At 68.6% G+C, this 25,136-nt stretch carries 9 protein-coding genes; 6 read left to right on the top strand and 3 right to left on the bottom strand.

Going from position 1 to position 25,136, the window contains the following annotated elements:
• Positions 1 to 37: 37 nt before the first annotated feature.
• Together P12x_RS25660 and P12x_RS25655 are read right to left on the bottom strand one after the other, a co-directional pair.
• On the bottom strand, positions 38 to 6,835 hold the full coding sequence (locus P12x_RS25660; RefSeq protein WP_435007870.1) for an SDR family NAD(P)-dependent oxidoreductase: 6,798 nt from the start codon (positions 6,833 to 6,835) through the stop codon (positions 38 to 40).
• Positions 6,832 to 8,403: a PfaD family polyunsaturated fatty acid/polyketide biosynthesis protein gene (locus P12x_RS25655; RefSeq protein WP_435007869.1), complete on the bottom strand. Its 1,572-nt coding sequence runs from the start codon at positions 8,401 to 8,403 to the stop codon at positions 6,832 to 6,834. Before P12x_RS25655 ends, P12x_RS25660 begins: the two co-directional genes overlap by 4 nt.
• Positions 8,404 to 8,739: 336 nt before the next feature.
• Here P12x_RS25655 and P12x_RS25650 point away from each other — a divergent pair, with 336 nt between their 5' ends.
• From P12x_RS25650 to P12x_RS25635, 4 genes are all read left to right on the top strand, one after another.
• On the top strand, positions 8,740 to 9,327 hold the full coding sequence (locus P12x_RS25650) for an RNA polymerase sigma factor (RefSeq protein ID WP_435007868.1): 588 nt from the start codon (positions 8,740 to 8,742) through the stop codon (positions 9,325 to 9,327).
• A gap of 107 nt (positions 9,328 to 9,434) precedes the next feature.
• Positions 9,435 to 9,653: a hypothetical protein gene (locus tag P12x_RS25645; protein WP_435007867.1), complete on the top strand. Its 219-nt coding sequence runs from the start codon at positions 9,435 to 9,437 to the stop codon at positions 9,651 to 9,653.
• Positions 9,654 to 9,691: 38 nt separating this feature from the next.
• A complete protein-coding gene (locus tag P12x_RS25640) occupies positions 9,692 to 9,841 on the top strand; it encodes a hypothetical protein (RefSeq protein ID WP_435007865.1) in 150 nt (49 codons plus the stop codon).
• Positions 9,842 to 9,899: 58 nt separating this feature from the next.
• On the top strand, positions 9,900 to 10,895 hold the full coding sequence (locus P12x_RS25635) for a DUF1559 domain-containing protein (RefSeq protein WP_435007864.1): 996 nt from the start codon (positions 9,900 to 9,902) through the stop codon (positions 10,893 to 10,895).
• A 25-nt stretch (positions 10,896 to 10,920) separates the two neighbouring features.
• Here P12x_RS25635 and P12x_RS25630 read toward each other — a convergent pair whose 3' ends face one another.
• Positions 10,921 to 14,292 (bottom strand): WD40 repeat domain-containing serine/threonine protein kinase, encoded by a 3,372-nt coding sequence (locus tag P12x_RS25630; protein WP_435007863.1) that lies wholly within the window; start codon positions 14,290 to 14,292, stop codon positions 10,921 to 10,923.
• A 428-nt stretch (positions 14,293 to 14,720) separates the two neighbouring features.
• Between P12x_RS25630 and P12x_RS25625 the strand changes: the two genes are divergently transcribed.
• Both P12x_RS25625 and P12x_RS25620 read left to right on the top strand, forming a co-directional pair.
• Positions 14,721 to 23,636 (top strand): GH36-type glycosyl hydrolase domain-containing protein, encoded by an 8,916-nt coding sequence (locus P12x_RS25625; protein ID WP_435007862.1) that lies wholly within the window; start codon positions 14,721 to 14,723, stop codon positions 23,634 to 23,636.
• A gap of 234 nt (positions 23,637 to 23,870) precedes the next feature.
• Positions 23,871 to 25,136 (top strand): glucoamylase family protein, encoded by a 1,266-nt coding sequence (locus P12x_RS25620; RefSeq protein WP_435007861.1) that lies wholly within the window; start codon positions 23,871 to 23,873, stop codon positions 25,134 to 25,136.

Genomic DNA, 25,136 nt, shown 5'->3' with positions numbered 1-25,136 from the left:
GGACCCTACAAGAGCCACTCATTCAGGCGATTTGGTATCACTTCGACTCGACCTGGGCCCGGTTGCGCCGGAAGGCCGACTTCAGGGAAGCGTCGATGACACACTCGTAATCCTCGATCCGTGCGACCGCCTCGCCCTGCTCATCGAGGAAATCGACGTCGGCCCGAGCCTTGTGGGGGCTGGCCTCGGTGATCCGGGCGACCACCCGTACGCCCCCACCGGGGAACGATTTGCGGAACTGGCGATAGCGGCCCACGAAGGTCGGCAGCGAGCCGTCCCCGGTCCGCTCGACGCTCCAGAGGATCATCATCTGGAAGGCGCAATCCAGCGCCAGGGGGTCGGTCAGCCACTGCTGGCGGAGCGGCCGGTCGACCCAGTCCGAGGGGGCGGGGGCGGCCTCGACGGTCGCGGCGATCCCGAGGTCCCCGCAGCCTTCCACGGCGACGATCCCCTGGAGCCCCGGCCCATGAAAGAGGATATCCCGGTAGATCTCGCGGCGGGTGGTGGCGTAGGGCAGCAGGTCGGGTTCTTCGATCGGGCTGGGGGTCTCGGGGTGACGGTCGCCCAGGACGACCTCGCCCCGGGCGTGGAGGACTTCCCGGCCGTCGGCCAGGACCCCTCGAAGCTCGACCGGGACGACCGAATGGCCGTCGCGTCGGGTGGCCCTGGCGGCGAGCACCCGGATCGTCTCGGGGAGGGCCTCGCGGACGACGACCCCTTTGAGGACCCGGAGGTTATCGACCCCGCAGCAGGCCAGGCCGGGGTTCCGGCTCATCGCCCCCTGGGCCATCCATTCCAGGATCAGGGCCATCGGCAGGACCGGCCGACCGTCGATGACGTGCGAGCGGAGGATCGGCGTCGAGGCCACGTCGAGCGGCCGCTCGAAGACCGGCGCCATCCCCGAGGCCGGTTCGGGCTCGGCCGCCGGGGTCGGTACGGTCGGCCTGAGGAACGCGGGATCGGGCCCGCCCCCGCCCAGGATCACGACCTCGACCGGGGATTCGCCCGAGCCTCGGAGTTCCTCGACCAGATACCGGGCTCCCGCCCCGGTCGGGATCAGCGGGATCCCCTCGGCCTCGAACAGGGGGCGGAGCGAGGGCGTGACCATCCCCCCGTCCCACGGGCCCCAGTTCACCGAGACGACCCGGCAGCCGGGGCGGGACCTCGATTCGGCCTGGGCTCGCTTGTTCAGGACTTCATTCGCCGAGGCGTAGGCCACCTGCCCCGCCCTCCCGAACCTCGCGGTCGTGGAGGAGAACAGGACCAGGGCCTTCAGCTCGTCCGCCTCGATCGCCCCGAGCAGGGCGTCCAGGCCCTTGACCTTGGTCTCGAAGACCCGGGCGAACTGCTCGTCGGTCTGGTCCTCGATCTTCCGGTCGGCCAGGACCCCGGCCCCGTGGACCAGGCCTCGGATCGGCCCGAACTCGGACCGGATCGCCGCCAGGGTCGAGCGGACTTCGCCCGCGTCCCGGACGTCGAGCGACCGATAGACGACCTTCGATCCGGCCTGCTCGATCCTCGCGATATTGGCGAGCACCTCGCGGTTGGCGGCGAGCTTCCGATAAGCCTCGCCGATCGCCTGCGGGGTCGTCGGGCCTTCCAGCCGGGCATGAAGGGCTCGCTTGATCTCGGGCTCTTCCGAGAGCGAGGCCAGCCAGTCGGGCTCGGGGGAAGGCTCGGGGCTCCGGCCCAGGATCACCACGGTCGGGCGGAATGCCTCGGCGATCGAGCGGGCGACCTCGGCCGTGACCCCACGGGCCCCGCCGGACACGACCACGACGTCTCCCGGGGCGAATGGCCCCGAGCTGGACGGATCGGAGAGTGGGCTGGCCTTCAGGACAATCCCGGACCGCCCCGATTTCGAGAGCCCGACCTCGGCCGGGCCCCGGCGGAACATCTCATCCACGATCGCCTGCGCGGCGTCTTCGGCGGGCAAGGCGGGATCCAGGTCGATCGCCTTGGCCAGGACCTCGGGCCATTCGTGACCGGCCGTCTTGGACAGGCCCGCCAGCCCTCCCGAGGCCGGGTCGGCCCCTTCGGCCAGCCCACCCAGGCCGAATGTCCCGCCCAGCCTGGTGACCGTGACGACCGCCGAGCCCCCCCCGGCATTCCGCAAGGCGGGGGCCGCGAGCCTCAACAATCGGAAGGCGTCGGGGATTGCCGAGGGGGCGATGCCCGATGCCGGTGCCAGGAGCACGAGCCCCGCCAGTCGCTCGGGAGCGGGGATCGACCCGATCTCGGCCTGGGCGATCAGCCGGGCCTGGAGCCCCAGCCCTTCGAGCCGGGTCGCGATCGCACCCGCCAGGCTCGACCCGTCGTCGAGGACCCAGGCCATCCCGCCCGCCGGGGGCTTGATCGACTCGCGATTCGCCGAGGCGTCGAGCGTGACCACCGAGGGGATCAGTCGCCGGACCGGCTCATGAGCGGGACGCTCGATCGGAGGAGTCGCGGGCGAAGGGACGACGGGAGTCGGGCTCGGGCTGCCGCCGGTTCCCCCGAGGAATTCGGCGATCTGCCCGAGGGTTCGGATGGTCCCGAGGTGTTCCGGGCCGATGACGGGGGCCTCGGGGAGTCGTTCCTGGAGGGCGGCGAGGATCTCGACGCGCTTGATGGAGTCGATGCCGAGGTCGGCGTCGAGCTGCATGCCGGGCTCGAGGACCTCGGCGGGATATCCGGTCTTCTCGGAGACCACCTCGATGAGTGCCTGGTGGACGGCGGAGGCATTCGAGACCGATGCCGGTGCTGGGGTGGTGCTTCCGCTGCTCCCCCCGAGGAATTCGGCGATCTGGCCGAGTGTCCGGATGGTCCCGAGGTGTTCCGGGCCGATGACGGGGGCCTCGGGGAGCCGCTCCTGGAGGGCGGCGAGGATCTCGACGCGCTTGATGGAGTCGATGCCGAGGTCGGCGTCGAGCTGCATGCCGGGCTCGAGGACCTCGGCGGGGTATCCGGTCTTCTCGGAGACCACCTCCACCAGGGCCGCGTGAATCGCCGAGGCGTTCGAGACCGATGCCGGGGCCGGGGCCGGAGCCGGGCTCGGGCTTCCGCCGGTTCCCCCGAGGAATTCGGCGATCTGGCCGAGTGTCCGGATGGTCCCGAGGTGTTCCGGGCCGATGACGGGGGCCTCGGGGAGCCGCTCCTGGAGGGCGGCGAGGATCTCGACGCGCTTGATGGAGTCGATGCCGAGGTCGGCGTCGAGCTGCATGCCGGGCTCGAGGACCTCGGCGGGGTATCCGGTCTTCTCGGAGACCACCTCCACCAGGGCCGCGTGAACCGCCGAATCCCGGTTCGGCGAGGTCGGCGTGAGCTTCACCGGGGGTGCGGGTGGCGGGGCGATCTCCCGGGTCGATGGCGTCCCATTCGAGGCTTGCGGGACCGGTGCAGGGATCGGCTTCGAGACCTGGGGCGGGAGGGGCGTCGCCGCCGGCAGGGGGGCCGGGACCGGCATGACCGGCGGTTCAATCGATCGAGGGGCCGGCGCGATCGGGGCTGGTGTGGGAGTGGGGACCATCCCGAGCGAGGCCAGGGTCAGCCGCTGCTGATGCTCGACGAGCGACTGGAAGGTCTGCGTGGCCCGATCCTGCCCTTCGAGATACTGCCGGTGGAGGTTCGCGGTCTGCTCGCCGAGCCGCTGGAAGGCGACCAGATTTTCTTGAGAAGCCCGGATGGCCTCGACCAGGAAGGGAGCCTGGACCGGAGTTGGAGCCGATTCCTGCCGAGGTGCCGGGGCGATCGGACGGGGTTCGGTCCGGGTGATCGAGGCGTGCCCGTTCGTGTTCGCGGGAGCCGAGCCGTTCCGGCCGGCTCGGTGCTCGGTCGAGGGGAGGGAGTCGAGTCGGGTCGGCTTGCGGTCGGCGGGTTCGGGATTCATCTTGGGGAGCGGTTCCGGGGTCGGGGCGGGGGGGGCGGACCGAGGTCGGGGCGCGGGCGGCTTGGGGGCGAAATTGGCCCCGGAGACCTTCACCGTCAAGGCGGGCTTGCGGGCGACGTCCGGGGTCGGCTCGGCCCCTTCATCCCAGAGGGTCAGGTGGATGGCGTGGCCCATCGCGGCCAGTTGGGACAGGGCTCGGGCGAGGTCGGCGACGTTTCCGCGTTTCCCTCGCGAGGCGTCCAGCGCGAGGGCCTGGTGTGGCTGGCCTTCGAGGATCGCGCCCACCATGCCGGTCAGCTTGGCGTCGGGGCCGACTTCCAGGAAGGTCCGGATCCCGGCCTTCGCCATCGCCCCGACCTGCTCGACGAACCGGACCGGCCGGGCGAGCTGGTGGGCCAGGAGCGTCCGGGACAGGTCGGGATCGTCGGGATAGGTCTCGGCGGTCGTGTTGGCGAAGATCGGCAGGCTCGACGGGGAGAACTCGACCTTCTCCATCGCCTCCAGGAGAGGCCCGGTCGCGTCCTCGACGAACCGGCTGTGGAAGGCGGCCGAGACTTCGAGCGGGCGGGTCGCGATCCCTCGTCGGGCGAACGCGTCGGCGGCCCGGGCGATCTCGGCGGTCGGGCCGGAGACGATGGATTGCTTCGGGGCGTTCCGGTTGGCGATCACCAGGTCGAGCTTCTCCTCGGCGAGGGCCGCCTCGATCGCCTCGACCGGGGCCAGGGCGGCGAGCATCGAGCCTCGGTCACCCCCCTGCCCCGCCATCAGGCGACCTCGGAGCCGGGCCAGCTCGGAGAACGATTCCGGGTCGATCCGCTTCGAGGCGCAGAGGGCGGTCAGCTCGCCGAAGCTGTGCCCGGCCATCGCGTCGGCCTTGAGCCCGAACCGTTCGAGGACCCGGTAGGCCCCCAGGCTGGCCGCCCCGATCGCGGGCTGGGCGATCTGGGTCGATCGGAGCTTTCGGTCGGCCTGCTTCCGGCCCTCCTCGTCGAACGAGGGGTGGGGGTAGATCCAGTCGCCCAGGCCTTGCCCGTCGATCGGCCCGGCCGAGTTCGACTCGTCCAGGACCCGGTGGATCTCGGGGAACTTGCAGGCCAGGTCGCGGAGCATCCCGACGTATTGCGAGCCCTGCCCCGGGAACAGGACGGCCAGCCCGCCCGGCTCGGTACCGGACCCGTAGTAGACCCCCTCGGGACTCGCGACGATCGGCGAGGGCGTGGGGCCGTTCAGGAGCGACCTGGCCCGCTCCGCCAGCTTCGGCCAGGCGATTCCCCCGAGTTCGGCCACGATCAGGAGCCGATGGGGATCGGTCGCGAGGAACCGGGAACGGGCCGTCGCGGCCGAGGCCCGGAGGGCCTCCCATCCGGGTTCGGCCGGGAGGGCGTCGATCGCCGATCGGATCGCCTCGGGGGTCTTCCCCGAGAAGGCGAGGATCTGGGTGTCGCCGTCCCAGTCGACCCCGGTCGGTTCGGGCTCGGCCTCTTCCAGGACGCAGTGGAAGTTGCTCCCGCCGAAGCCGAAGGCGCTCACCGCCGCCCGCCGGGGGTGCCCCGGGTTCTTGAGCCAGGGGCGGGCCTCGGTGTTTACATAGAAGGGGGTGGTCCCCGGCGCGGCCCCTTCGGCGGGACGGTCGACCTTGATCGTGGGCGGCAGGACCTTGTGGTGGAGGGCCAGCGCCGCCTTGATCAGGCCCGCCGCCCCGGCCGCGGCCTTGGTGTGGCCGATCTGCGACTTGACCGAGCCCAGGGCGCACCAGGTCCCCTCGGGTCGGCTCGATCGGTAGACCTCGGCCAGGGCCGACAGCTCCACCGCGTCGCCCACCTTGGTCCCGGTCCCGTGGGCCTCGACCAGCTCGATCGTGTCGGGCGTGACCCCGGCCGACTCGTAGGCCCGTCGGAGGCACTTGACCTGCCCGGCGGCGCTGGGGGCGTAGACGGCGTTCCCCTTGCCGTCGCTGGACGAGCCGATCCCCTTGATGACCGCGTAGATCCGGTCGCCGTCGCGTCGGGCGTCGTCCAGCCGCTTCAGGGTGAGGACCCCCAGCCCTTCGCCCAGGGTCGTCCCGTCGCCCGCGGCGGAGAACGGCCGGGCGTCGCCCGTCGGCGACAGCGCGGGGGTCTTGCTGAAACACATATACATGAAGATGTCGTTGAAGGTGTCCAGCCCGCCGGTCAGGACGACGTCGGACCGCCCGGCGGCCAGCTCCATCAGGGCCAGATGGACCGCGCCGAGCGAGCTGGCGCAGGCGGCGTCGACCACGCAGTTGGTCCCGCCCAGGTCGAGCCGGTTGGCGATCCGGCCGGCCGCGACGTTGCCCAGTAGCCCGGGGAACGAGTTCTCCTGCCAGCCGACGTAGGAGTCGGAGATCCGCCGGACGACCTCGGAGGCTACCGGCTCGGCGACCCCGGCCTCCTTCAGGGCCCGCCGCCAGATCGGGTGGCCGAGCCGGGCTCCCAGGGGGATCACCAGTTCCAGGGTCCCGGTCACGCCGAGGAGGACGCTGACCCGCTCGCGGTCGATCGATCGCCCGCCCCGCTCGCCGTACCCGGCATCGTCCAGTGCGGCCTTCGCGACCATCAGTCCGAGGAGCTGGGTGGTGTCGGTGGCATCGAGGTTGGTGGGGGCGATCCCGAATTCGAGGGCGGGGAAGTCGACCGGGTCGAGGAACCCGCCGCGCCTGGCGTAGGTCCGGTCGGGCGACTTGGGGTCGGCGTCGTGGTAGTCGTCGGGGTTCCAGTGGGTCTCGGGGATCTCGCGGATGGCGTCGACCCCGCCGGCGATGTTCGCCCAGTAGCGGCGGAGGCCGTCGGCCCTGGGGAACAGGCAGCCCATCCCGATGATCGCCACGGGCACCGAAGGAGTTCGATCGGCAGGATTCAAGGGTCGGTTCCTCTGGGGCGACGATCGGGGGACGGGGGCGAGGTCGGGCGTGGGGTCGGGGCGTCCGGCGTGGCGGCTTGGATTCATAGGACGGACCGCTCGTCGATTACCGCCACCGGGAGGGGCGCGAGTCGGGGGATTCCCGGCGGGATCGGCACGCCCTGGGCGGCCAGGGACCGGGCCCGGGTCAGCACGGCGGCATGATAGAGGATGTTTCGTGCGACGGTTGCCACCCGCCGCTCGGCGGGATTCTCCAGGAACGACCCCCGTACCCACTCGTTGAAGGCCGCCATCGCCGGGCCGCACCAGATCTGGTAGTCGACCGCCCGGGACGGGTCGCCCGCGTTGGCCCAGTGCGAGGATTGTCCCAGGTACGACCGGAAGACCAGGGCCATCTTGTGCTTCGGGTCGCGCTCGGCCCGCTCGACCTGCTTGGGGTCGCGTTCCAGGAAGTAGCCCCGGGTCTGATTCCAGATCTCTTCCAATGGGGCGCGGAAGATCATCTTTTCGAGCATCGCGCGGTCGGCGGCCGGGATTCGTTCGATCGAGTCGTGGGCCCTGTAGAATTCCAGGAGCTTGGCCCCTCTCATGGCAAACATCGTGCCGCGTTTGAGGACCTGGACCTTGACGCCCATCTCGAACATGTCGGCGGCCGGTGCCATCGCGATGTCGGCCTGCTGGGCCTCGGCCAGCATCTTCCGGACGATGTCCGAGGTCCCCGACTCCACGCACGATTGGTTGACCGAGCCCACCACGACGTAGGAGGCCCCCATCGCGAACGCCCCCGCCGCCGACCAGGGGGTCGAGATCCCCCCCGCCGCGCCGATCCGGGGGGGCACCGCATATTGATATTGGGCCTGGAGCCGATCGCGGAGCGCGAGCATGGTCGGGATCAGGACGATGGCGGGCTGGTTGTCGGTGTGCCCGCCCGAGTCGGCCTCGGCCGTGACGTCGGCCGCCATCGGGATCTCCGAGGCCATCCTCGCCTGATCTTCGGTGATCTCTCGCTGGGCGACCAGCTCGCGGAGGAATCGCTCGGGAGGAGGGGCGAGGAACTTCGAGGCGACCTCGACCCGCGAGACCTTGGCGATCACCCGATTGGGCGCGACGACCTGGCCCGACTCGTCGCGGCGGAGCCCCGCGACCCGGTACTTGACCACGGGGAGGGTCAGGTCGAGATAGGCCGAAGCCTCGACCAGGCGGACCCCTCGGCGGAGGTAGAGGTTGGCCACTTCCCCTTCGAGTGCCGGGTCGTTCGGGCTGTGGATCAGGTTGAAGCCGTAAGGACCGGCCGGACCGAGCGAGGCTTCAAGCCGCGTGATCGCGGCGTCGACCGCCCGGATCGGCAGCCCGGCGGCCCCGAAGATCCCCAGCATCCCGGCGCGACCCATCGCCTCGGCGATCTCGACCGAGCCGATCCCGTTGGCCATCGCCCCGGAGACGTAGGCATAGCGGAGCCCGTGGTCGAGCCGGAACGATTCATCGCCCATCGATTCGGGCCGACAGGCCGGGAGGTAGCCGACGACCGACCCTGGAGGCGCGGGCTCGCCGGCTTCGAGGAGCCCGAGCCCCTGGGCCTGGCGCGCGACCACGAAGGGGCGGGCGACCCGTCCCAGGGCGTCGTTCAGCACTTCTCCGGCGATCGTGGCTGCCACTCGACTCCTCCGCCCGCGATTCCTGAAGACCTCAACCCTCCGACGCACCGGAGGAATCCAGATCGGCGCGGGACGGCCCATGTTACAACAGCGACGCCCGGGCCGACCATCTCCGCCGAGCCGAGTGGAAGATTTTAAAGAATCGGGGTGCCCGTCCACTATGCCGAACCGGGGAATTCCCGCGTCCTTCGGTCTCTGGACTCCGGGCCTTCGGGTTTCCTTCCTGGCGAAATGCGGGAATCGTGGTGCCGCTGCATTACGGGTGCCAAACTGTGTGTAAGATGATTCTTGATCGAGAAGGATTTTGCTCCGGCCTCGATTCGAGGTTATCCGATCATGGAGTCTCCCCCCACCTCCCGGAGCCTGCTGGAGCGGGCTCGCGATCCCCGCGACGTAGCTTCCTGGCGACGGCTGATCGATATCTACTCGCCCCTGATCCGCCGCTGGGTGGCCGCGTATGTGGCCCAGCCGGCCGACGCGGACGACGTTGTGCAGGAGGTCCTGACGACGGTCGTCCGGGAGATCTCGCGATTTGAGCACAGCGGTCGCGCCGGGGCCTTCCGCGCCTGGCTCCGCTCGATCGCCGTGAATCGGCTCCATGCGCATTGGCAGGCACGACGAGGAGTTCAGGCGACCGGGGACTCGGCCGTCCTGGAGCAACTCCATCAACTCGAAGACCCCGAGAGTTCGCTCAGCCGCGAGTGGGACGACCAGCATGACCGCCATGTTGCCGGCGTCCTCCTGGAATCAATCCGCCTGGAATTTCAGCCGGCGACCTGGCACGCCTTCGAGGCTACGGTCCGCCAGGGACGCCCGGCGGCCGAAGTCGCCGCCGAGTTGGGCCTGACCGTGAATGCGGTGTTGATCGCCAAGTCGCGTATTCTCAAGCGGTTGCGGCAGAAGGCCGCGGGGCTGATCGACTGAGTCCGAAAAAAAACGACAGTCGTGAAAGGATCGGGGTCGTTCGCTGCTTTCTCCTTGTCGAGGGAGAATCCCGGAGCGGCACGATCGACCCCGAGGAGAGCATCCACATGAGCCGAGTCTCGATGATGAGCGGACCGGGCAATGAGCATCCCGATGTCGAAGTCCTCGCCCGGTTCATCCAAGGAAGGCTTGATGCGGCCGCGATGGCGAGCGTCGAACTTCATCTCGGGGGTTGCGAAGTCTGCTGCCGGACCCTACTGACTGCGCCCGATGACCGGCTCACTCGGCTTCTGAAGTCGCGAAACCCCGAAGGGATTGAAGTATGACGAATTCAACCTGGAACCTTCATGGGCGGAGGTCTCTCTTGGCCGGTCTGATCCTCTCCGGGCTCTTGGGGCCGGGTTGTTGGAGCGAGGATATTGTCGTCATCAAAGGGACGGCCGCCAAGCAGAAGCTCAAGGGCCGAGAAGAGGCCGAGCTGAAGAATCGGTCGAAAAAACGGAGGCGCGGGTGAACAGCCCATCAGCTCGGACCAGGCTTGTAATCCCATTTATTTCGTCATGGAGCCGCTCATGCCCCCCATCCGACTCCGGACTCGTCTCGGATTCACGTTGATCGAGTTATTGGTTGTCATAGCGTTGATTGGTGTCCTGATCTCCCTCCTGCTGCCGGCGGTCCAGGCGGCTCGCGAGGCGGCCCGTCGCTCGCAATGCACCAATCATCTGAAACAGATCGCGCTCGCACTGGCCAACTACGCCGATGTCCATGGAAGCTTCCCGATAGGAAGCTATTCGACCCAGGGGTGGTCGACCGGGAGCTTCTTCCTGACGATCCTCCCACAACTGGAAGCCCAACCACTTTACAATATCGTGAACTTCAGCGTGAACTACGCCGAATCGCAGAACGCGACGATTCACGATGCTCGGCTGGCCAGCCTGATTTGCCCGAGCGACCCCGACGCCTCCCGCCAAGTCAAGGTCGACGGCGCCTACGCGTTCGAACTGACCCCGTTCCCGGTGTCGGTCCGCTTCACCAGCTATGCCGGCTGCGCGGGACTTTATTATCAGTACAGCAGGCTAACGGAACGTCTGGATCAGCAGAATGGACTCATCATCCACCGGAGGACGGTCGGGTTCGCGGGGATCACCGACGGGACAAGCCACACCATCCTGGCGGGCGAGCATGCCATCGCGAAACTTCAGGAGCCCGAGCGGTCGGAGTGGCATTGGTGGTCCTCGGGCTACGTCGGGGACACGCTCTTTACCGGGTTCTACCCCATCAACCCATTCCAGAAGATGCCCGAGGTCGTGGCCGACGACAACACCGGCCCGTACCTGGAGGGAGCCTCGAGCATGCACCCCGGAGGGGCGAATTTCGCGTTCGCCGATGGCTCGGTCCGCTGGATCGGCGAGACGATCGAATCCTGGACGAACGACCCACAGTCGGGACTACCGCCCGGGATAACCTACTCGGGGGGGCTCTACCAGATTAGCCCGAGGGCGAAGCTTGGCCTGTACCAGAAGCTGACGACCCGCAATGGCGGTGAGGTCATCGACGAAGGATTCTGAGACCGGCCCCGGCGAGGGTCCGGGCTCAAGGGCCCTCGACCGAAGTAGCGATCGATGACGGGTCGGAGCCGCGTTCCAGGAATGGATTGTCCCCGGCCTCCCAGACCCTAACCTTTCCGCCCGAGTCGGCGGTGACGAGCCGACTCCCGTTCGCGGCGAATGACAGCCCTACAACCTCGCTCTCATGGCCGAGGAGGGTCAACACCTCCTGTCCGCTTCGGGGGTCCCAGAGCCGGACCGAGGAGTCCCTCCCGACCGAGACCAGGCGTGGCTCGCCGCCCCCGCCGAAGGTGACCCCCCAGACGCTTCTCGCATGCTTGGACATGCTCCGGATCGGTCGGCCTTCGTCACAGTCCCAGGTCTTGACGGCTCCATCATCGCCGGCCGTCGCGATCGATCTCCCGTCGGGGTGGAAGGCCAGGTCGTGGATGATCGAGCGGTGCGCCTGCCAGGTCAGGCGCGGCTGGGCCGAGTCCGTGTCCCAGAACCTGACGGCCCCATCTCCGCCGGCCGAGGCGACCGTCCGTCCGTCGGGGCTGTACGCTACGGCATAGACGACGCCCGAGTGGCCCTTCAGGGCGGAACGGCCCCGCCCCGTCGGCAACTCCCAGAGCTTGACGACCCCATCGTCGCCAGCCGATGCGATCTCCAGCCCATCGGGCCGGTAGGCAACCCCGTAGGTTGGCCCGTCGTGGCCCGGAAGCTCGCGGAGCGTCCTGCCGGTCTCGGCATCGATGATCCAGATCGGCCCCTCGTGGCTCGAAACGGCCACGGACCGGCCATCCGGCGCGAATGCGAGTCCGAGCAATGAGGTCGTTCCCAGCCTGACCAGGACCGGGGGGCGGCCGGATTCGAGGTCATCGAGGTAGAGCGAGCCGTCGGACTGGCCGACCGCGAGCCTCAGCCCATCGGGCGAGAGGGCGACCGTCTTGGCCTGCCCCGGATAGGACTTCTCCGTCGAGGATTTCCTCTCGGATCTGGTGAGCCAGAGGTGGATCCCTCCCCCCACATCGGTCGTGACGAGCCGCTCTCCGTCGGGACGGTAGGCCAGGCTCATCACCGCTTCGCGGTTGGCGATCATCCCGAAAAGCAATCGCCCGCGGATATCCCAGAGTCTGACGGTATGTCTTCGGAGCTGCATCCGTGGCAAGTCGGGCAGTTCCGGGGGCTCACGACCAAAGCTGGCGACGATCTGATCCCCACGGGGCGGTGCAAAGGCGATGTCCGTCAAGAACCCATAACGGTTGATTTCTTTGTTGGCGACCGTGGTCAGCCGGAGCAGCGGCTGTCCCGACTCGAGTACGAAAACGACGCCCGAACCATTGGAGCTGGATACGGCAAGTCGCTTCCGATCGGGATGGAAGCCGATTTGTAAGGCTCCCCAGTCGAAGTATCGCTTGAGCTCGGCCCCCGTCCCGGCGTCCCGGGCCTGGACCGAGTTGAATCCTCCCGAGATGACCTGCGAGCCATCATGGGAGAAACCTACTGCGAGTTCCGCACCGGTAGGCTCGGTTTCAATCCAGAGTCGTCGATGCGTTGCGATATCCCATGCGGCCAACTCGCCCTTGGGCTCGAGTGCCGGACCTAGTCCACGGATCGGGTATCGATTCCCGCTGGTCACGGCCAGCCGTCGGCCATCGGGGCTGAAGGCGACCCCGTTGCAGGTGTCCTGAAACGGGCCGTACTCTCCGAGAAGACTCCCGGTCGTCGCCGACCATCGGCGGGAGATCCGGTCGGCTCCGGCGGTAGCGATCTCTCGGCCGTCGGGCGAGTAAGTCACGTCGAAGACCGGCCCGGTGTGGGCCTCGAAGCGCAACGGGTTCGCCCCGGTCTCGGAGTCGCAGATCAAGACCTCGCCCGGCTTCGACTCGAAGCCTCGCTTGTCGCCGAATCCCAGGCCCAGGGCGAGCCGTCGGCCGTCCGGGCTGTAGGCGGCGCTCTGGACCGGCGCCCCGGCATTCCATTCCTTCAGGTGCTCATATCCGCAGAGCCGCCAGAGGTAGGACCACTCGAACCCCCGGCGGTCGCGATCTCCGGGGTCGGTCGGCCGGAGCATCTCGAGCTGCGAGTACGCTCCGGCGATGTCGCCGACGTCGATCGACCTCCGGGCCAGGTCGATCTCGGCGATGTAGGCGCTGGTCTCCGCGCGATAAGTCTGGGCACGGAGGGCGTCGTTGCTCCGCTGGAGACTCCAGGTGAAGGCGAACCCGCCCCCGATGAGGGCCCCCATCGCCAGGCAGAGCAGGCCCATCAGGGCCGCGATGCCCGGCCGACGCTTGACCCACTTGACCGCCCGCTCGCGGGCCGAGACGCGCCTGGCCTCGATCGGTTGCCCGCCCAGCCATCGCTCCAGGTCGTCGGCCAGCGCCTCGGCCGACCCGTAGCGTCGGGCCGGGTCCTTCTCCAAACATTTCAGGGCGACGGTCTCGAGGTCGATGTCGAGGCTGGGGTTGATCGCTCGGGGGCGGGCGGGCTCCTGCTCGACGACCATCCGCAGGATTTCGGGGACCGAATCGGCCGAAAATGGAGGTTGTCCGGTCAGGGTCTCGTAGAGGGTCGCTCCCAGGCTATAGATGTCGGCCGACGTGGTGAGGGTCCGCGACCGGCCGAGTGCCTGTTCCGGCGACATGTACGCAGGAGTCCCCATCACCGACCCGCTCTGGGTCTGGGCGTCGAGGTCTCCCGGGGTGCCTTCGAGCCGCTTGGCCAGCCCGAAGTCGGTGACGTAGGGCTCGCCTCGCTCATCCACCAGGATATTGGAAGGCTTGAGGTCGCGGTGGAGGATGGCCCGCTGGTGGGCGTACTGGACGGCCCGGGCGACCTTGGCCATCAGGAGCGCCGCGGCCCTCGGGTCGTCCTTGAGCCGATCGACGTGCCGGGCGAGGTTCCCGCCCTCGACCAGCTTCATGCTGAAGAACGGCTGATCGTCGACCTGGCCGACCTCGTAGATTGGCACGATGTAGGGGTGGTCGAGCCAGGCGACGGCCTCGGCCTCGGTCCGGAATCGTCGGAGGTCGGAGGGCCCGGCGAGCCTGCTGTCGCGGATCAGCTTGAGCGCGACCAGTCGGTTGAGCTTGACCTGCCGGGCCCGGTAGACGATGCCCATCCCACCCCTCGCCAGTTCCTCCAGGATTTCATACTCGCCCAAGAAACGGGGCGGTCGGGCATGATCGCGGACACTCCCGGCGGATGTGGTCGCCCCGCCCTCGGTTGGCCCGATGGAGCGCGAAGCGCCGGGCTCGCCCACGGTCTCCCGGTCCGGGGCTCCGATCGTTTGCGCGGAGGGAGTGCCCGCCTCGGTCGCGGCCAGCTCGTCTGCGGACCGGCCCGGGCTCGGGGAGGGCGTGGGGGTCGGGTCGGGGAGCAGCACGGTCCCACCCTCCGAGTCGCTCGACATGATCGCCACTCTCCCGTAGGATTCGCCCCCGATCAGTCGCTCTACATTAGCAGAGCCCTGGCCCCGGCGCTTCGAAGTTCCGGGATTTCGCCGCCATGCGATACGATTCGGCCCGTCTCGTTGCGTCGGTGTTCTTGGATCGCTAGACTCCTCATTCTGTTTCCGATTTGAGGAACGCCGTTCGATAGGCGAGCCGGAATCGGGAAAGGCCAGCTCAATCGGCGCGAGGAATTTCCATCAAAGTGGTTAGAATCGACCCGGGAACCCTGGCCCCGATCCCAGGTCGGTCGAGGCTGGGACGCTCGTTCGGATGATTGACAGGCCAGGTTAGACCGGCCCGCTGCCCGCTTCGGCGGTTCGGCCCTTCGGGGTTGCGGCCGGATTTCCGGCCGTCCCGGGAAGACTCTCCAGGGAGATCGCCAAGCAGGATGAGCCCTTCTCTCGCAGCCAGCAACGACTCGGCCACCTTGGCCTCGGACCCGACCTCCTCGCCGTTCATCGACCCTCGAGGGGAGTCGCCGATCCGGGCGGAACTCTATGGCCTGGATCGGCTGGAGGCCCTGGCCCGGCTCCTAGCCTCGGCCGGGGTGGTGGATGCCGACCTCAAGGCGGGCGACCACCTCCTCCGCCGGTTCGTCGAGAATGGCCGGATCCTGGTCCGGACCCATGCCCGGATCGTCGGCGAGTCCGACCGGCCCGAGGGGCGAGGGATCGACGCCGACTGGCTGGCCGACAACTTCCACATCGTCGAGGAGGTCCTCCGCGAGATCAAGCACGACCTGCCCGGCGGCTATTATGCCGAGCTGCCCAAGCTGGCCGTGGGGCATGTCCGGGGCTATCCCCGGGTGTATACCCTGGCCCTGGCCCTGGTCAGCCACACCGACAGCGAGCTGGACGAGCCCCGGATCACCCGATTCCTCCGCTCGTTCCAGTCGGTCGAGCCCCTGACGATCGGCGAGCTCTGGGCGATCCCGACCATGCTCCGGCTGGTCCTGATCGAGAACCTCCGGAGGCTGGCCGATCGGATGGTCCGGAGCTGGGACGAGACCCGGATCGCCGAATCCTGGATCGCCCAGCATTTCGGAGAGGCCGAGATCCCCGAAGGGGCCGAGGCCCCGAGGCCCGAGCGGGCCCACCCTTCGGCCGAGACCGCCGCCTTCCCCTCGCTGACCAACTCGACGATCGTCCGCCTGGTCCAGTTGCTCCGCGATCGGGGGGCCTCGGCCGCCCCGATCCTGAAGCGTCTGGAGAACGAACTGTCCGCCCGAGGTGTCTCGTCCAACCGGGTCCTCCGCGAGGAACACCGACGCCAGGCGGCCAATCAGGTCTCCGTCGGCAACTGCGTGATCAGCCTCCGGCTCCTCTCGGCGGTCGACTGGAACGACTTCTTCGAGCAGAACAGCGAGGTGGAGGTGGTCCTCCGCGAGGATCCCTCGGGCGTCTATCCTCGGCAGGATTTCGCCACGAGGGACCGGTGTCGGAGGGCCGTCGAGGGCATCGCGAGGCGATCCAAGAGCGACGAGCAGGCCGTGGCACGCCGGGCGCTGGAGATGGCCGAGGCCGGGAGTTCCGACGGCCCGGCACGGGGTTGCGTCGCCTATTACCTGATCGATCGGGGCGTGATCGCCCTTCGTCGGGAGTTCGGCTATCGCGGCCCGATCGTCGAGCGGCTCGAAGATTTCGCGCGGGCCCACCCCCGTCGGGTCTATTTCGGCTCGATCGTCCTGATCATGGCCTGCCTGATCGCGGCGATGCTGGCCTGGGTCGGCTCGATCGGGGTCGGCGGCGGAATCGGCCTGATGATCGTCGCGATCCTGGCACTCCTGCTGCCCGCCAGCGACATCGCCGTGGGGATGGTCAACCATGTGGTGACGTTGCTGATGCCCCCCCGGAAGCTGGCCCGGCTCGATTTCAAGGGCGGCATCGCCGAGGACTGCGCCACCATCGTGGTCGTCCCGAGCATGCTGGTCCGGGCCGATAGCGCGGCAAACCTCCTGGAGCGGCTGGAGATCACCTACCTGGCCAACCCCGACCCGCGGCTCCGATTCGCCCTCCTGACCGACTTCGCCGACGCCAAGGAGGAACAGCGTCCCGAGGACGAGGGCTTCATCCTGGGTGCGCTAGATGGCGTCCGGGCCCTCAACGCCCGGTATGCCGGCGACGGGCCGGATCGCTTCTTCCTGTTCCACCGGAGGCGGACCTGGAACCCGGTCCAGGGTTGTTGGATGGGCTGGGAGAGGAAGCGCGGCAAGCTCTCGGAGTTCAACCGGCTGATCCGGGGCGATCGCGAGACCAACTACGTCATCCAGAGCGGCGACCCGGCCCTCCTCCCCCGGATGCGGTTCGTGATCACCCTGGACGCCGACACCATTCTGCCTCGCGAGAGCGCCCGGAGGCTGGTCGGGACGCTGGCCCACCCGCTCAACGCCCCCCGGTTCGATCCGGCGCGGGGCCTGGTCGTCGAGGGGCACGGGGTCCTCCAGCCGAGGGTCAGCTATCACCTGTTCGCGGCCACCCGGTCGAGGTTTGCCGGGCTCCTGGCGTCGTCGGCGGGGATCGACCCCTACTCGAATGCCATCTCCGACATCTACATGGACCTCTTCGACTCCGGGAGCTTCACCGGCAAGGGGATCTACGAAGTCGACGCCTTCGAGGCCGCCAACGGGCACACCTTCCCCGAGAATCAGATCCTCAGCCATGACCTGATCGAGGGGAACTACGCCCGATGCGGCCTGGTGACCGACGTCGAACTCTTCGACGACTTCCCCCCCCGCTACCACGCCTACGCCCTCCGGGAGCACCGGTGGGCCCGGGGCGACTGGCAGCTCCTCCCCTGGCTCGGCCGGACGGTCCCGACCCTCGACGGGCCTCGCCCCAACCCCTTGCCGGTCCTCGAGCGGTGGAAGATCTTCGACAACCTCCGTCGGAGCCTCGTCCCGCCCGCCCTGATGGTCCTGCTGGTCCTGGGGTGGACGATCCTGCCGGGTTCGCCCTGGCTCTGGACCGGATTCGCGCTGGCCGTGATGTTCCTGCCGATCTTCCAGCTGGTCCTGGGGTCGGTCTACTCGGCGGCTCGGGGTCGCTCGTTCTCGCCGATCGTGGGGATCGCGCACAATTTCCCGGCCACGGCGGGGCAGTCGCTCCTCTGGGTCGCCTTCCTGGCCGATCAGGCCCGTCGGCTGGTCGACGCGACCTTGCGGACGCTCCATCGCCTGCATGTCTCGAAGCGGAGGCTCCTGGAGTGGGAGACCGCGGCGGCGACCGAGCACCGGCTCGGGACCGGCCTGGCGAACTTCGTCCGGACCATGTGGCCCTCGCCGGCGCTGGCCCTGGCGCTGGGAGCCCTGGTGGCGGTGGTGAACCCGCCGGCCCTGTCGGCCGCCTTGCCGGTGCTCCTGGCCTGGTTCGTCGCCCCGGTGGTGGCCTACTGGGTCAGCCTGCCGAGGCGAGCCAGTGAGTCGTCGCTGACCGACGCCGATCGTTCCGAATTACGGCGGATCGCGCGCAAGACCTGGCACTTCTTCGAGACGTTCGTCGGCGACGAGGACCACTGGCTCCCGCCCGACAACTTCCAGGAGGATTCGATCAATCCCGGCGGCCGGGTCGCGCATCGGACCTCGCCGACGAATAAAGGGATGCTCCTGCTCTCGACCCTGGCCGCGCACGACCTCGGGTATCTGGGCCTCCGGACGATGCTCGATCGCCTGGAGAAGTCCTTCGACACCTTCGATCGGCTGGAGACGCACGAGGGGCACTTCTTCAACTGGTACAACACGCAGACCCTCAAGACCCTCCCGCCCAACTACATCTCGACCGTCGATAGCGGGAACTTCCTGGGCTGCCTGGTGACGCTCAAGCAAGGGATGCGCGAGAAGCTCCGCGAGCCGATCCCCGGCCCCCGGGCCGTCGAAGGGTTGATCGACACCCTGGCGGTCCTGGTCGAGGACGTCCGGGCGGGTCGCTCCTCCCGGGCGGGCGAAGAGTACAAGGAGTTCGACGCGGCGGCCGAGGAAGTCCGGGCGCTCCTGGTCGAAGTCCCCGCCGATCTGTCGGCCTGGGATGACCTGCTGGGTCATCTGGAGTGGTCGGTGATCGCGCTGCTGAGCCGGGTCCGCGCGCTGACCGGCGTGAGCCCGAGCACCGTGGAACGTTGGGAGGGCTACGCCCGACGCCTGGAGAACCTGGTCCGCGACCGGAGGGCCGAGGTTGCCTCCGTGACGCCCTGGGTCGCCTCGCTCCGGTCGAGCGACGAGACCGCGTTCGCCGTGGCCCGTCGACGCTCCGGGGAGTTCGACCGGGCCTGGCAGGCCCTTCGGTCCACCCTGGCCGCCCCCGGGAGCCCCGCCGAGCTGGCGACGAGGGCCTCGATGGCGGTTGTCGAGCTGACCCTCCTCGAATCGAGCGTGCCCGAAGGGGACGGGCACGACCCGGCCATCCGGGCGCTCCGCGAGCTGGCCGAGGGGGCCAGGGCCTCGATCGCCCCCGACCTGGTGGCCCGGTGCACCCGACTGGCCGAGCGGTCCGAGCGGCTCGGCTCCGCCATGGACTTCCGCTTCCTCTACAAGGAAGATCGCCACCTCTTCTCGATCGGCCAGAACATGGTGGTCGGCCGGCTCGACCCCTCGTGCTACGACCTGATGGCCTCCGAGGCCTGCCTGTCGAGCTTCCTGGCGATCTGCCGGGGGGATGCCCCTCGTCGCCACTGGTTCCAGCTCGGTCGGCCGTTCATCGAGGCGGCGGATCGGGTCGGCCTGCTCTCCTGGGGCGGGTCGATGTTCGAGTACCTGATGCCCCGCCTGATGCTCCGCCCGCTCGACGGGACGCTCCTGGACGAGGCGCACCGGACGGCCGTCGCCCGCCAGATCGAGTACGGCCGACAGCAGGGCGTGCCCTGGGGGATCTCGGAGTCGGCCTACGCCACCTTCAGCGTCGACGGCGACTACCAGTATCGGTCGTTCGGGACCCCCGGCCTGGGCCTGAAGCGGGACATCGGAGAAGACCTGGTCATCGCCCCCTACGCCACGGCCCTGGCCGTGGCCATCCGCCCTCGAGAGGCCATGGAGAACTTCCGGCGGCTGGCCGCCGAGGGGGCCGAGGGGCGTTACGGGTTCCACGAGGCGGTCGACTACACCAAGGGACGAGTCCCCAAGGGCAAGCGATCGGTCGTGATCCGGTCGTACATGGCCCACCACCACGGGATGAGCCTGGTGGCCCTGGCGAATGCGCTCCAGGACGACGTGATGCCCCGGAGGTTCCACGCCGAGCCGATGGTCCGCGCCGCCGACCTGCTCCTCCAGGAGCGGGTCCCTCGCGATGCGCCGATCATCGAGCCCTCGGCGGCCGAGGGCCCTTCCCCCTCCGAGCCCAGGGTCGAGACCTCGCTGGTCCCGCTGATGAGCCGACGCCTGAGCACGCCCTCCACGCCGTCGCCCAGGACGCACCTGCTCTCCAACACCCAGTACAACGTGATGATCACCGGGGCCGGCTCGGGGTACAGCACGTGCCGGGGGATCGACGTGACCCGCTGGCGCGAGGACAGCACTCGCGATGCCTCGGGGCTGTTTTTCTACATTCGCGACGTGATGACCGACGCGGTCTGGTCGGCCGGATACCAGCCGACCTGTCGCCCTGCGGACCATTACGAGGCGATCTTCTCGGCCGATAAGATCAGCTTCCGGCGGCTCGATGGCGGGATCGAGACGGTGACCGAGATCACCGTCTCGCCCGAATCCCGCGCCGAGATCCGCCGTCTGACGCTGACCAACCACGACACCCGGACCCGCGAGCTGGAACTGACCAGCTACGCCGAGGTGGTCCTGCTCCCCCACGGGGCCGACCTCAGCCACCCGGCGTTCGGCAAGCTCTTCCTGGAGACCGAGTGGATCGCCTCATCGGGGGGCCTGATCTGCCGGAGACGCCCCCGGTCGGAGGATCAGGAACCGATCTGGGCGGTCCACGTCGCGGCCTCGGACGCCCCCTCGCCGACCCCGATCCAGTTCGAGACCGATCGGGCCCGATTCCTGGGCCGGGGCCGATCGCCCGCCGATCCGTGCGCGATGGATCCCGGGGCCACGCTCTCGGGGACCACCGGCGCCGTGCTCGATCCGATCTTCAGCCTCCGGCGAAGGGTCCGGATCGAACCCGGCCTCTCGGCGACGGTCGCCTTCACGACCGCGGTGGCCGACTCCCGGGACGAGGCCATCACCCTGGCCGACCACTATCGAGAGACCTCGGCGATCGCCCGGGCTTTCGAACTGGCCTGGGCCCACAGCCAGGTCGAGCACCGGAGCCGGAACTGGTCGGCGCAGGACTCCCACCTCTTCCAGCGGCTCGCCTCCAACCTCATCTACGCCGGGACGATCCTCCGCGCCGATCCCGCGATCCTGGGCCTCAACACCAAGGGACAGCCCGGCCTCTGGGCCTACGGGATCTCCGGCGACCTGCCGATCGTCGCCGTCCTGGTCGACGCCTTCGACGATCTGGCCCTGGTCGTCCAGCTCCTGGTCGCCCACACGTTCCTCCGGCTCAAGGGGCTGGAATTCGACCTGGTGATCCTGGGCGGCCCCTCCGAAGGCGACGCCGACGAGTTCCAGCAGCACATCCTGGAGATCGTCCGGGGGAGCGATGCTCGCGACCTCCTCGACAAGCCCGGAGGCATCTTCGTCCGGAAGATCGGCGTCATCCCCGAGGAGGATCGGGTCCTTATCCAGTCGTATGCCCGGGTCGTCTTCCACGGCAATCGCGGGAACCTGGTCGCCCAGCTCGACCGGATGGAACGGGTCCGGGCCTGGCCCGAGCCCCTGGTCCCCTCGATCCCGATGCCCGATCACGTCGTCCCCGAGGCCATCGAGCGGCCCGACCTCCTGTTCTTCAACGGAGTCGGCGGATTCAGCCCCGATGGGCTCGAATACCGGGTGATCCTCCCCGCGTCGGAACGGCCCGACATCCGCCGGAACGGACGGGCCGACCGCCAAAATCTCCCCCGGCCGATCCTGCCGCCCGCCCCCTGGGTCAACGTCGTGGCCAATCCCGACTTCGGGTTCATCGCCTCCGAAGGGGGATCGGGCTACACCTGGGCCGGCAACAGCCAGTCCAACCGGCTGACCCCCTGGAGCAATGACCCGGTCACCGACCCGCCCGGCGAGGTCGTCTACCTCCGCGACGAGGAGTCGGGGGATTTCTGGTGTCCCACCAGCCTCCCGGTCCCCTCGGACGAGCCGACCTTCGTCCGACATGGACAGGGCTACACGACCTATCAGCGGAAGGCCCGAGGGCTCGACCACGAGCTGACGCTCCTGGTCCCCCCGACCGACCCGATCAAGGTCATCCACCTCCGCGTGAGCAATCCCGGAGACCGCCCCCGGCAACTCTCGGCGACCTTCTACGCCGAGTGGGTCCTGGGCGGCGTCCGCGACCTGGCGGCCATGCACGTCATCACGTCCGCCGACCCCGAGACCGGAGCCCTCCTGGCGAGGAATCCGTTCCACCCCGACTTCTCGGACCGGACGGCCTTCGTCGACGCCAGCCGGCGCCCGATCACCTTCACCTGCGACCGGGCCGAGTTCCTCGGCCGGAACGGATCGCTGGCCGAACCCGCCGCGCTCGGGAGGGTCGAGCTGGGCGGGGTCACGGGACCCGGGCACGATCCCTGCGCCGCGATCCAGGTCAAATTCGAGATCAAGCCGGGGTGCGAGGAGCGGATTGTCTTCGTCCTCGGTCAGGCCGCATCGGTCGAGGAAGCTCGCCGACTGATCGCCCTGCATCGCGACCCCGCCCGATTTGGGGCGACCCTGGACGAGGTCAAGGCCCTCTGGGATCAGGCCCTCGGCCGCTTGCAGGTGAAGACCCCCGACCAGGCCATGGATCTGGTCCTCAACCGATGGCTCGTCTACCAGGCTCTGAGCTGCCGGTTCTGGGGACGATCGGCCACCTACCAGTCGGGCGGGGCTTACGGCTTCCGCGACCAGCTCCAGGACTCGATGGCGCTGGTCTATGGATCGCCGCACGAGGCCCGGGCCCAGATCCTCCGGTCCGCTTCCCGCCAGTTCGTCGAGGGGGATGTCCAGCACTGGTGGCACCCGCCGGCGGGCAAAGGGGTTCGGACCCGGATCTCCGATGACCTCATCTGGCTCCCGTTCGTCGCCTGCCATTACGCGACGACGACCGGAGATAACGCCATCTTCGACGAGGTGACCCCTTATCTCGAAGCCCCCCTGCTGAAGCCGGGCCAGGAGGACGAATTCGGCCTCCCGGCGATCTCCAAGGAGTCGGGGACGCTCTACGAGCACTGCATCCGGGCATTGGATCGTGCCCATCAGCTGGGGACCCACGGCCTCCCCTTGATGGGGACCGGCGACTGGAACGACGGGATGAACCGGGTCGGGTCCGAGGGACGGGGCGAGAGCGTCTGGAATGCCTGGTTCCTGATCGACACGCTCCGGCATTTCGGCGAGGTCGCCCGATCTCGGGGCGATGCGGCTCGGGACAGGATTTGCGTCGATTCCGCCGAAGCCCTCCGGGTGGCGACCGAAGCCCACGCCTGGGATGGCCAATGGTATCGCCGGGCCTACTTCGACGACGGGACTCCCCTGGGCTCATCGAGCAACGACGAATGCCAGATCGACTCGCTCGGGCAGAGCTGGGCCGCGATCTCCGGCGTGGCCGATCCCGATCGAGTCCGCCAGGCGATGGCGTCCGTCGACGAGAGGCTGGTGAAGGATGAGGACGGCCTGATCCTCCTGTTCACCCCCCCATTCGATCACGGGAAGCTGCATCCGGGATACATCAAGGGGTACGTCCCGGGCGTCCGCGAGAACGGCGGCCAGTACACTCACGCGGCCACCTGGGTCGCGATGGCCGCCGCAATCCAGGGCCGGGGCGGCCGGGCGGTCGAGCTGTTCGGCCTGATCAACCCGATCCGGCATGCCACCGACCCCGCTTCGGTCGCCCTTTACAAGGTCGAGCCCTACGTCGTCGCGGCCGACGTCTACGGGAGGCCGCCCCACACCGGTCGGGGGGGCTGGACCTGGTACACCGGGTCGGCTTCCTGGCTCTATCGGGTGGGGGTCGAGTCGATCCTGGGCTTCCACCTCCGGGGGGACCACCTGGCCATCGACCCGAGGATCCCGGCCCAGTGGCCGGGCTTCGAGATCGCCTATCGGCACCGCTCGACCCCGTACCGGATCGTCGTCGAGAATCCCGAGGGGGTCGAGCACGGTGTCGGCTCCGCGACCCTTGACGGCCAGCCGGTCGACCCCGCCGCCATCCCACTGGCGGAGGACGGTCTAGCCCACGAAGTCCGGATCGTCCTCGGAGGCGGAGACGCCCCGACCGACCGAGCCTGAGGTCGGACGCTCGGGGGCATGCCTCGAGGACGATGTTGCCGAGCATCACCGGTGCGTATCACTCACGCAGCCGGTGATGCTTCCGGTCATCAATGCAGGACCAGTCGCGTCTCTTCGAGGAAAATCCGCGCCAATCGCACTTCCTCCGGGTTCGCTATCCGATAATATCCCCGGAAGCGTTGGCATTGGTGGATCGAGGTTGATTCCCCGGCCCTCAATCGAGGAGTGGTCGCCATGCCCAGCCCCGCCGTCGTGCTGGATTCTCCCGAGGACGAAATCCTGCTCCGGGCCTTGCAGGTCCGGGCGATCGGCTATTTCCTCGAGAATCAAAAACCGGGTGGGATGGTCGCCGACCGGCAGCGGAACCATGGCCCGACCCTCGATGCGGGCATGTGCAGCCTCGCCGCGACCGGGATGGGCCTGATCGCGATCGCCCTGGCTTCGGCCGACCCTTACGGGTTGATCTCGCGAGCCGAGGCGATCGCCCGGGTCGAAGCGGCGCTCCGTGCCGCCTGGGACCGACTCCCGCACGACCATGGGATGCTCCCCCACTTCGTCGACGATCGGTCGAGTCGCCCACTCGGCCTGGATACCTTCAGCACGGTCGACAGTTCCTGGTTCTTCGCCGGGGCTCTCTGGGCTGCGGACTTCCTGAACGATCCCGGGCTTGTCGATCTTGCCGGTCGAATTTACAAACGGGTCGATTGGATCTACTGGTCCCGGCCCTGGAACTCGACCCGCCCCGGCCTGATCCGGCACGGCAAGGGGCCCACGGGGAAATTCCTCCGGTCCGATTGGGACCGGGCCAATGGCGAGACGGTGATGATGTATGTCCTGGGGGCCGGTGCCGAGGACGGCCGGGCCCTCCCGGCGAACTCCTGGCGGTCGACCCGGCCCTTCTACGGCGAATTGGCGGGATATCGCTTCAATAATGCCGATTTGGGACTATTCGTCTTCCAGTACGGCCTGGACCTGCTGGATCTCCGGAGATGGCGCTCTCCCTGCGGTCTCGACCTGGCGGCCGAGGCCGCGACCGCCACGACCGCCAACCGCGAACATTGCCGGGCACGCTCCGATGAGTTCCGGACCTATCGGGTCCATTGGGGCCTCTCGGCCGGCGATGGTCCCGGTCGAAAGCCCGGCATGGGAGCCTACGAGAGCTATGCACCCTACGGCCCGATGGATGGCACCGCGCACCTGACCTCGGCCCTGACCTCGATCGCCCATCGTCCCGCCGAGGTCCTGGAGAATCTCCGCGCCGCGCTCCAACTTCGCATCTCGCCACTAGGTCGATACGGGTTGAGCTGCATCAATCACGAGGCTCGAGCCTGGGTTGCCCCCGACATGGTCGGGATCGACGCAGGGGCTCTGGTCCTCGCCCTGGAGAACGTCCTGATGGAAGACCGGGTTCGATCGGTCTTCCATGGCCTACCATGTGTGAGTCGAGGTCTGAATCGACTGAACTTCCGAGATGCCACGGCCGTGCGCCGGGCGTCTTGA

This window comes from Tundrisphaera lichenicola (assembly GCF_051175385.1).
In the GTDB taxonomy this organism is placed as follows: Bacteria; Planctomycetota; Planctomycetia; order Isosphaerales; family Isosphaeraceae; genus Tundrisphaera; species Tundrisphaera lichenicola.
Note: the sequence above shows the minus strand (reverse complement) of the source record. Positions and strands in the feature narration are given on the sequence as shown.

Bases quoted from the DNA above. Each gene is read 5' to 3' on its own strand.
- P12x_RS25635 (WP_435007864.1), top strand. From the start codon at position 9,900: ATGCCCCCCATCCGACTCCGGACTCGTCTCGGATTCACGTTGATCGAG.
- P12x_RS25620 (WP_435007861.1), top strand. From the start codon at position 23,871: ATGCCCAGCCCCGCCGTCGTGCTGGATTCTCCCGAGGACGAAATCCTG.
- P12x_RS25650 (WP_435007868.1), top strand. From the start codon at position 8,740: ATGGAGTCTCCCCCCACCTCCCGGAGCCTGCTGGAGCGGGCTCGCGAT.
- P12x_RS25660 (WP_435007870.1), bottom strand. From the start codon at position 6,835: ATGAATCCAAGCCGCCACGCCGGACGCCCCGACCCCACGCCCGACCTC.
- P12x_RS25645 (WP_435007867.1), top strand. From the start codon at position 9,435: ATGAGCCGAGTCTCGATGATGAGCGGACCGGGCAATGAGCATCCCGAT.
- P12x_RS25630 (WP_435007863.1), bottom strand. From the start codon at position 14,292: ATGTCGAGCGACTCGGAGGGTGGGACCGTGCTGCTCCCCGACCCGACC.
- P12x_RS25625 (WP_435007862.1), top strand. From the start codon at position 14,721: ATGAGCCCTTCTCTCGCAGCCAGCAACGACTCGGCCACCTTGGCCTCG.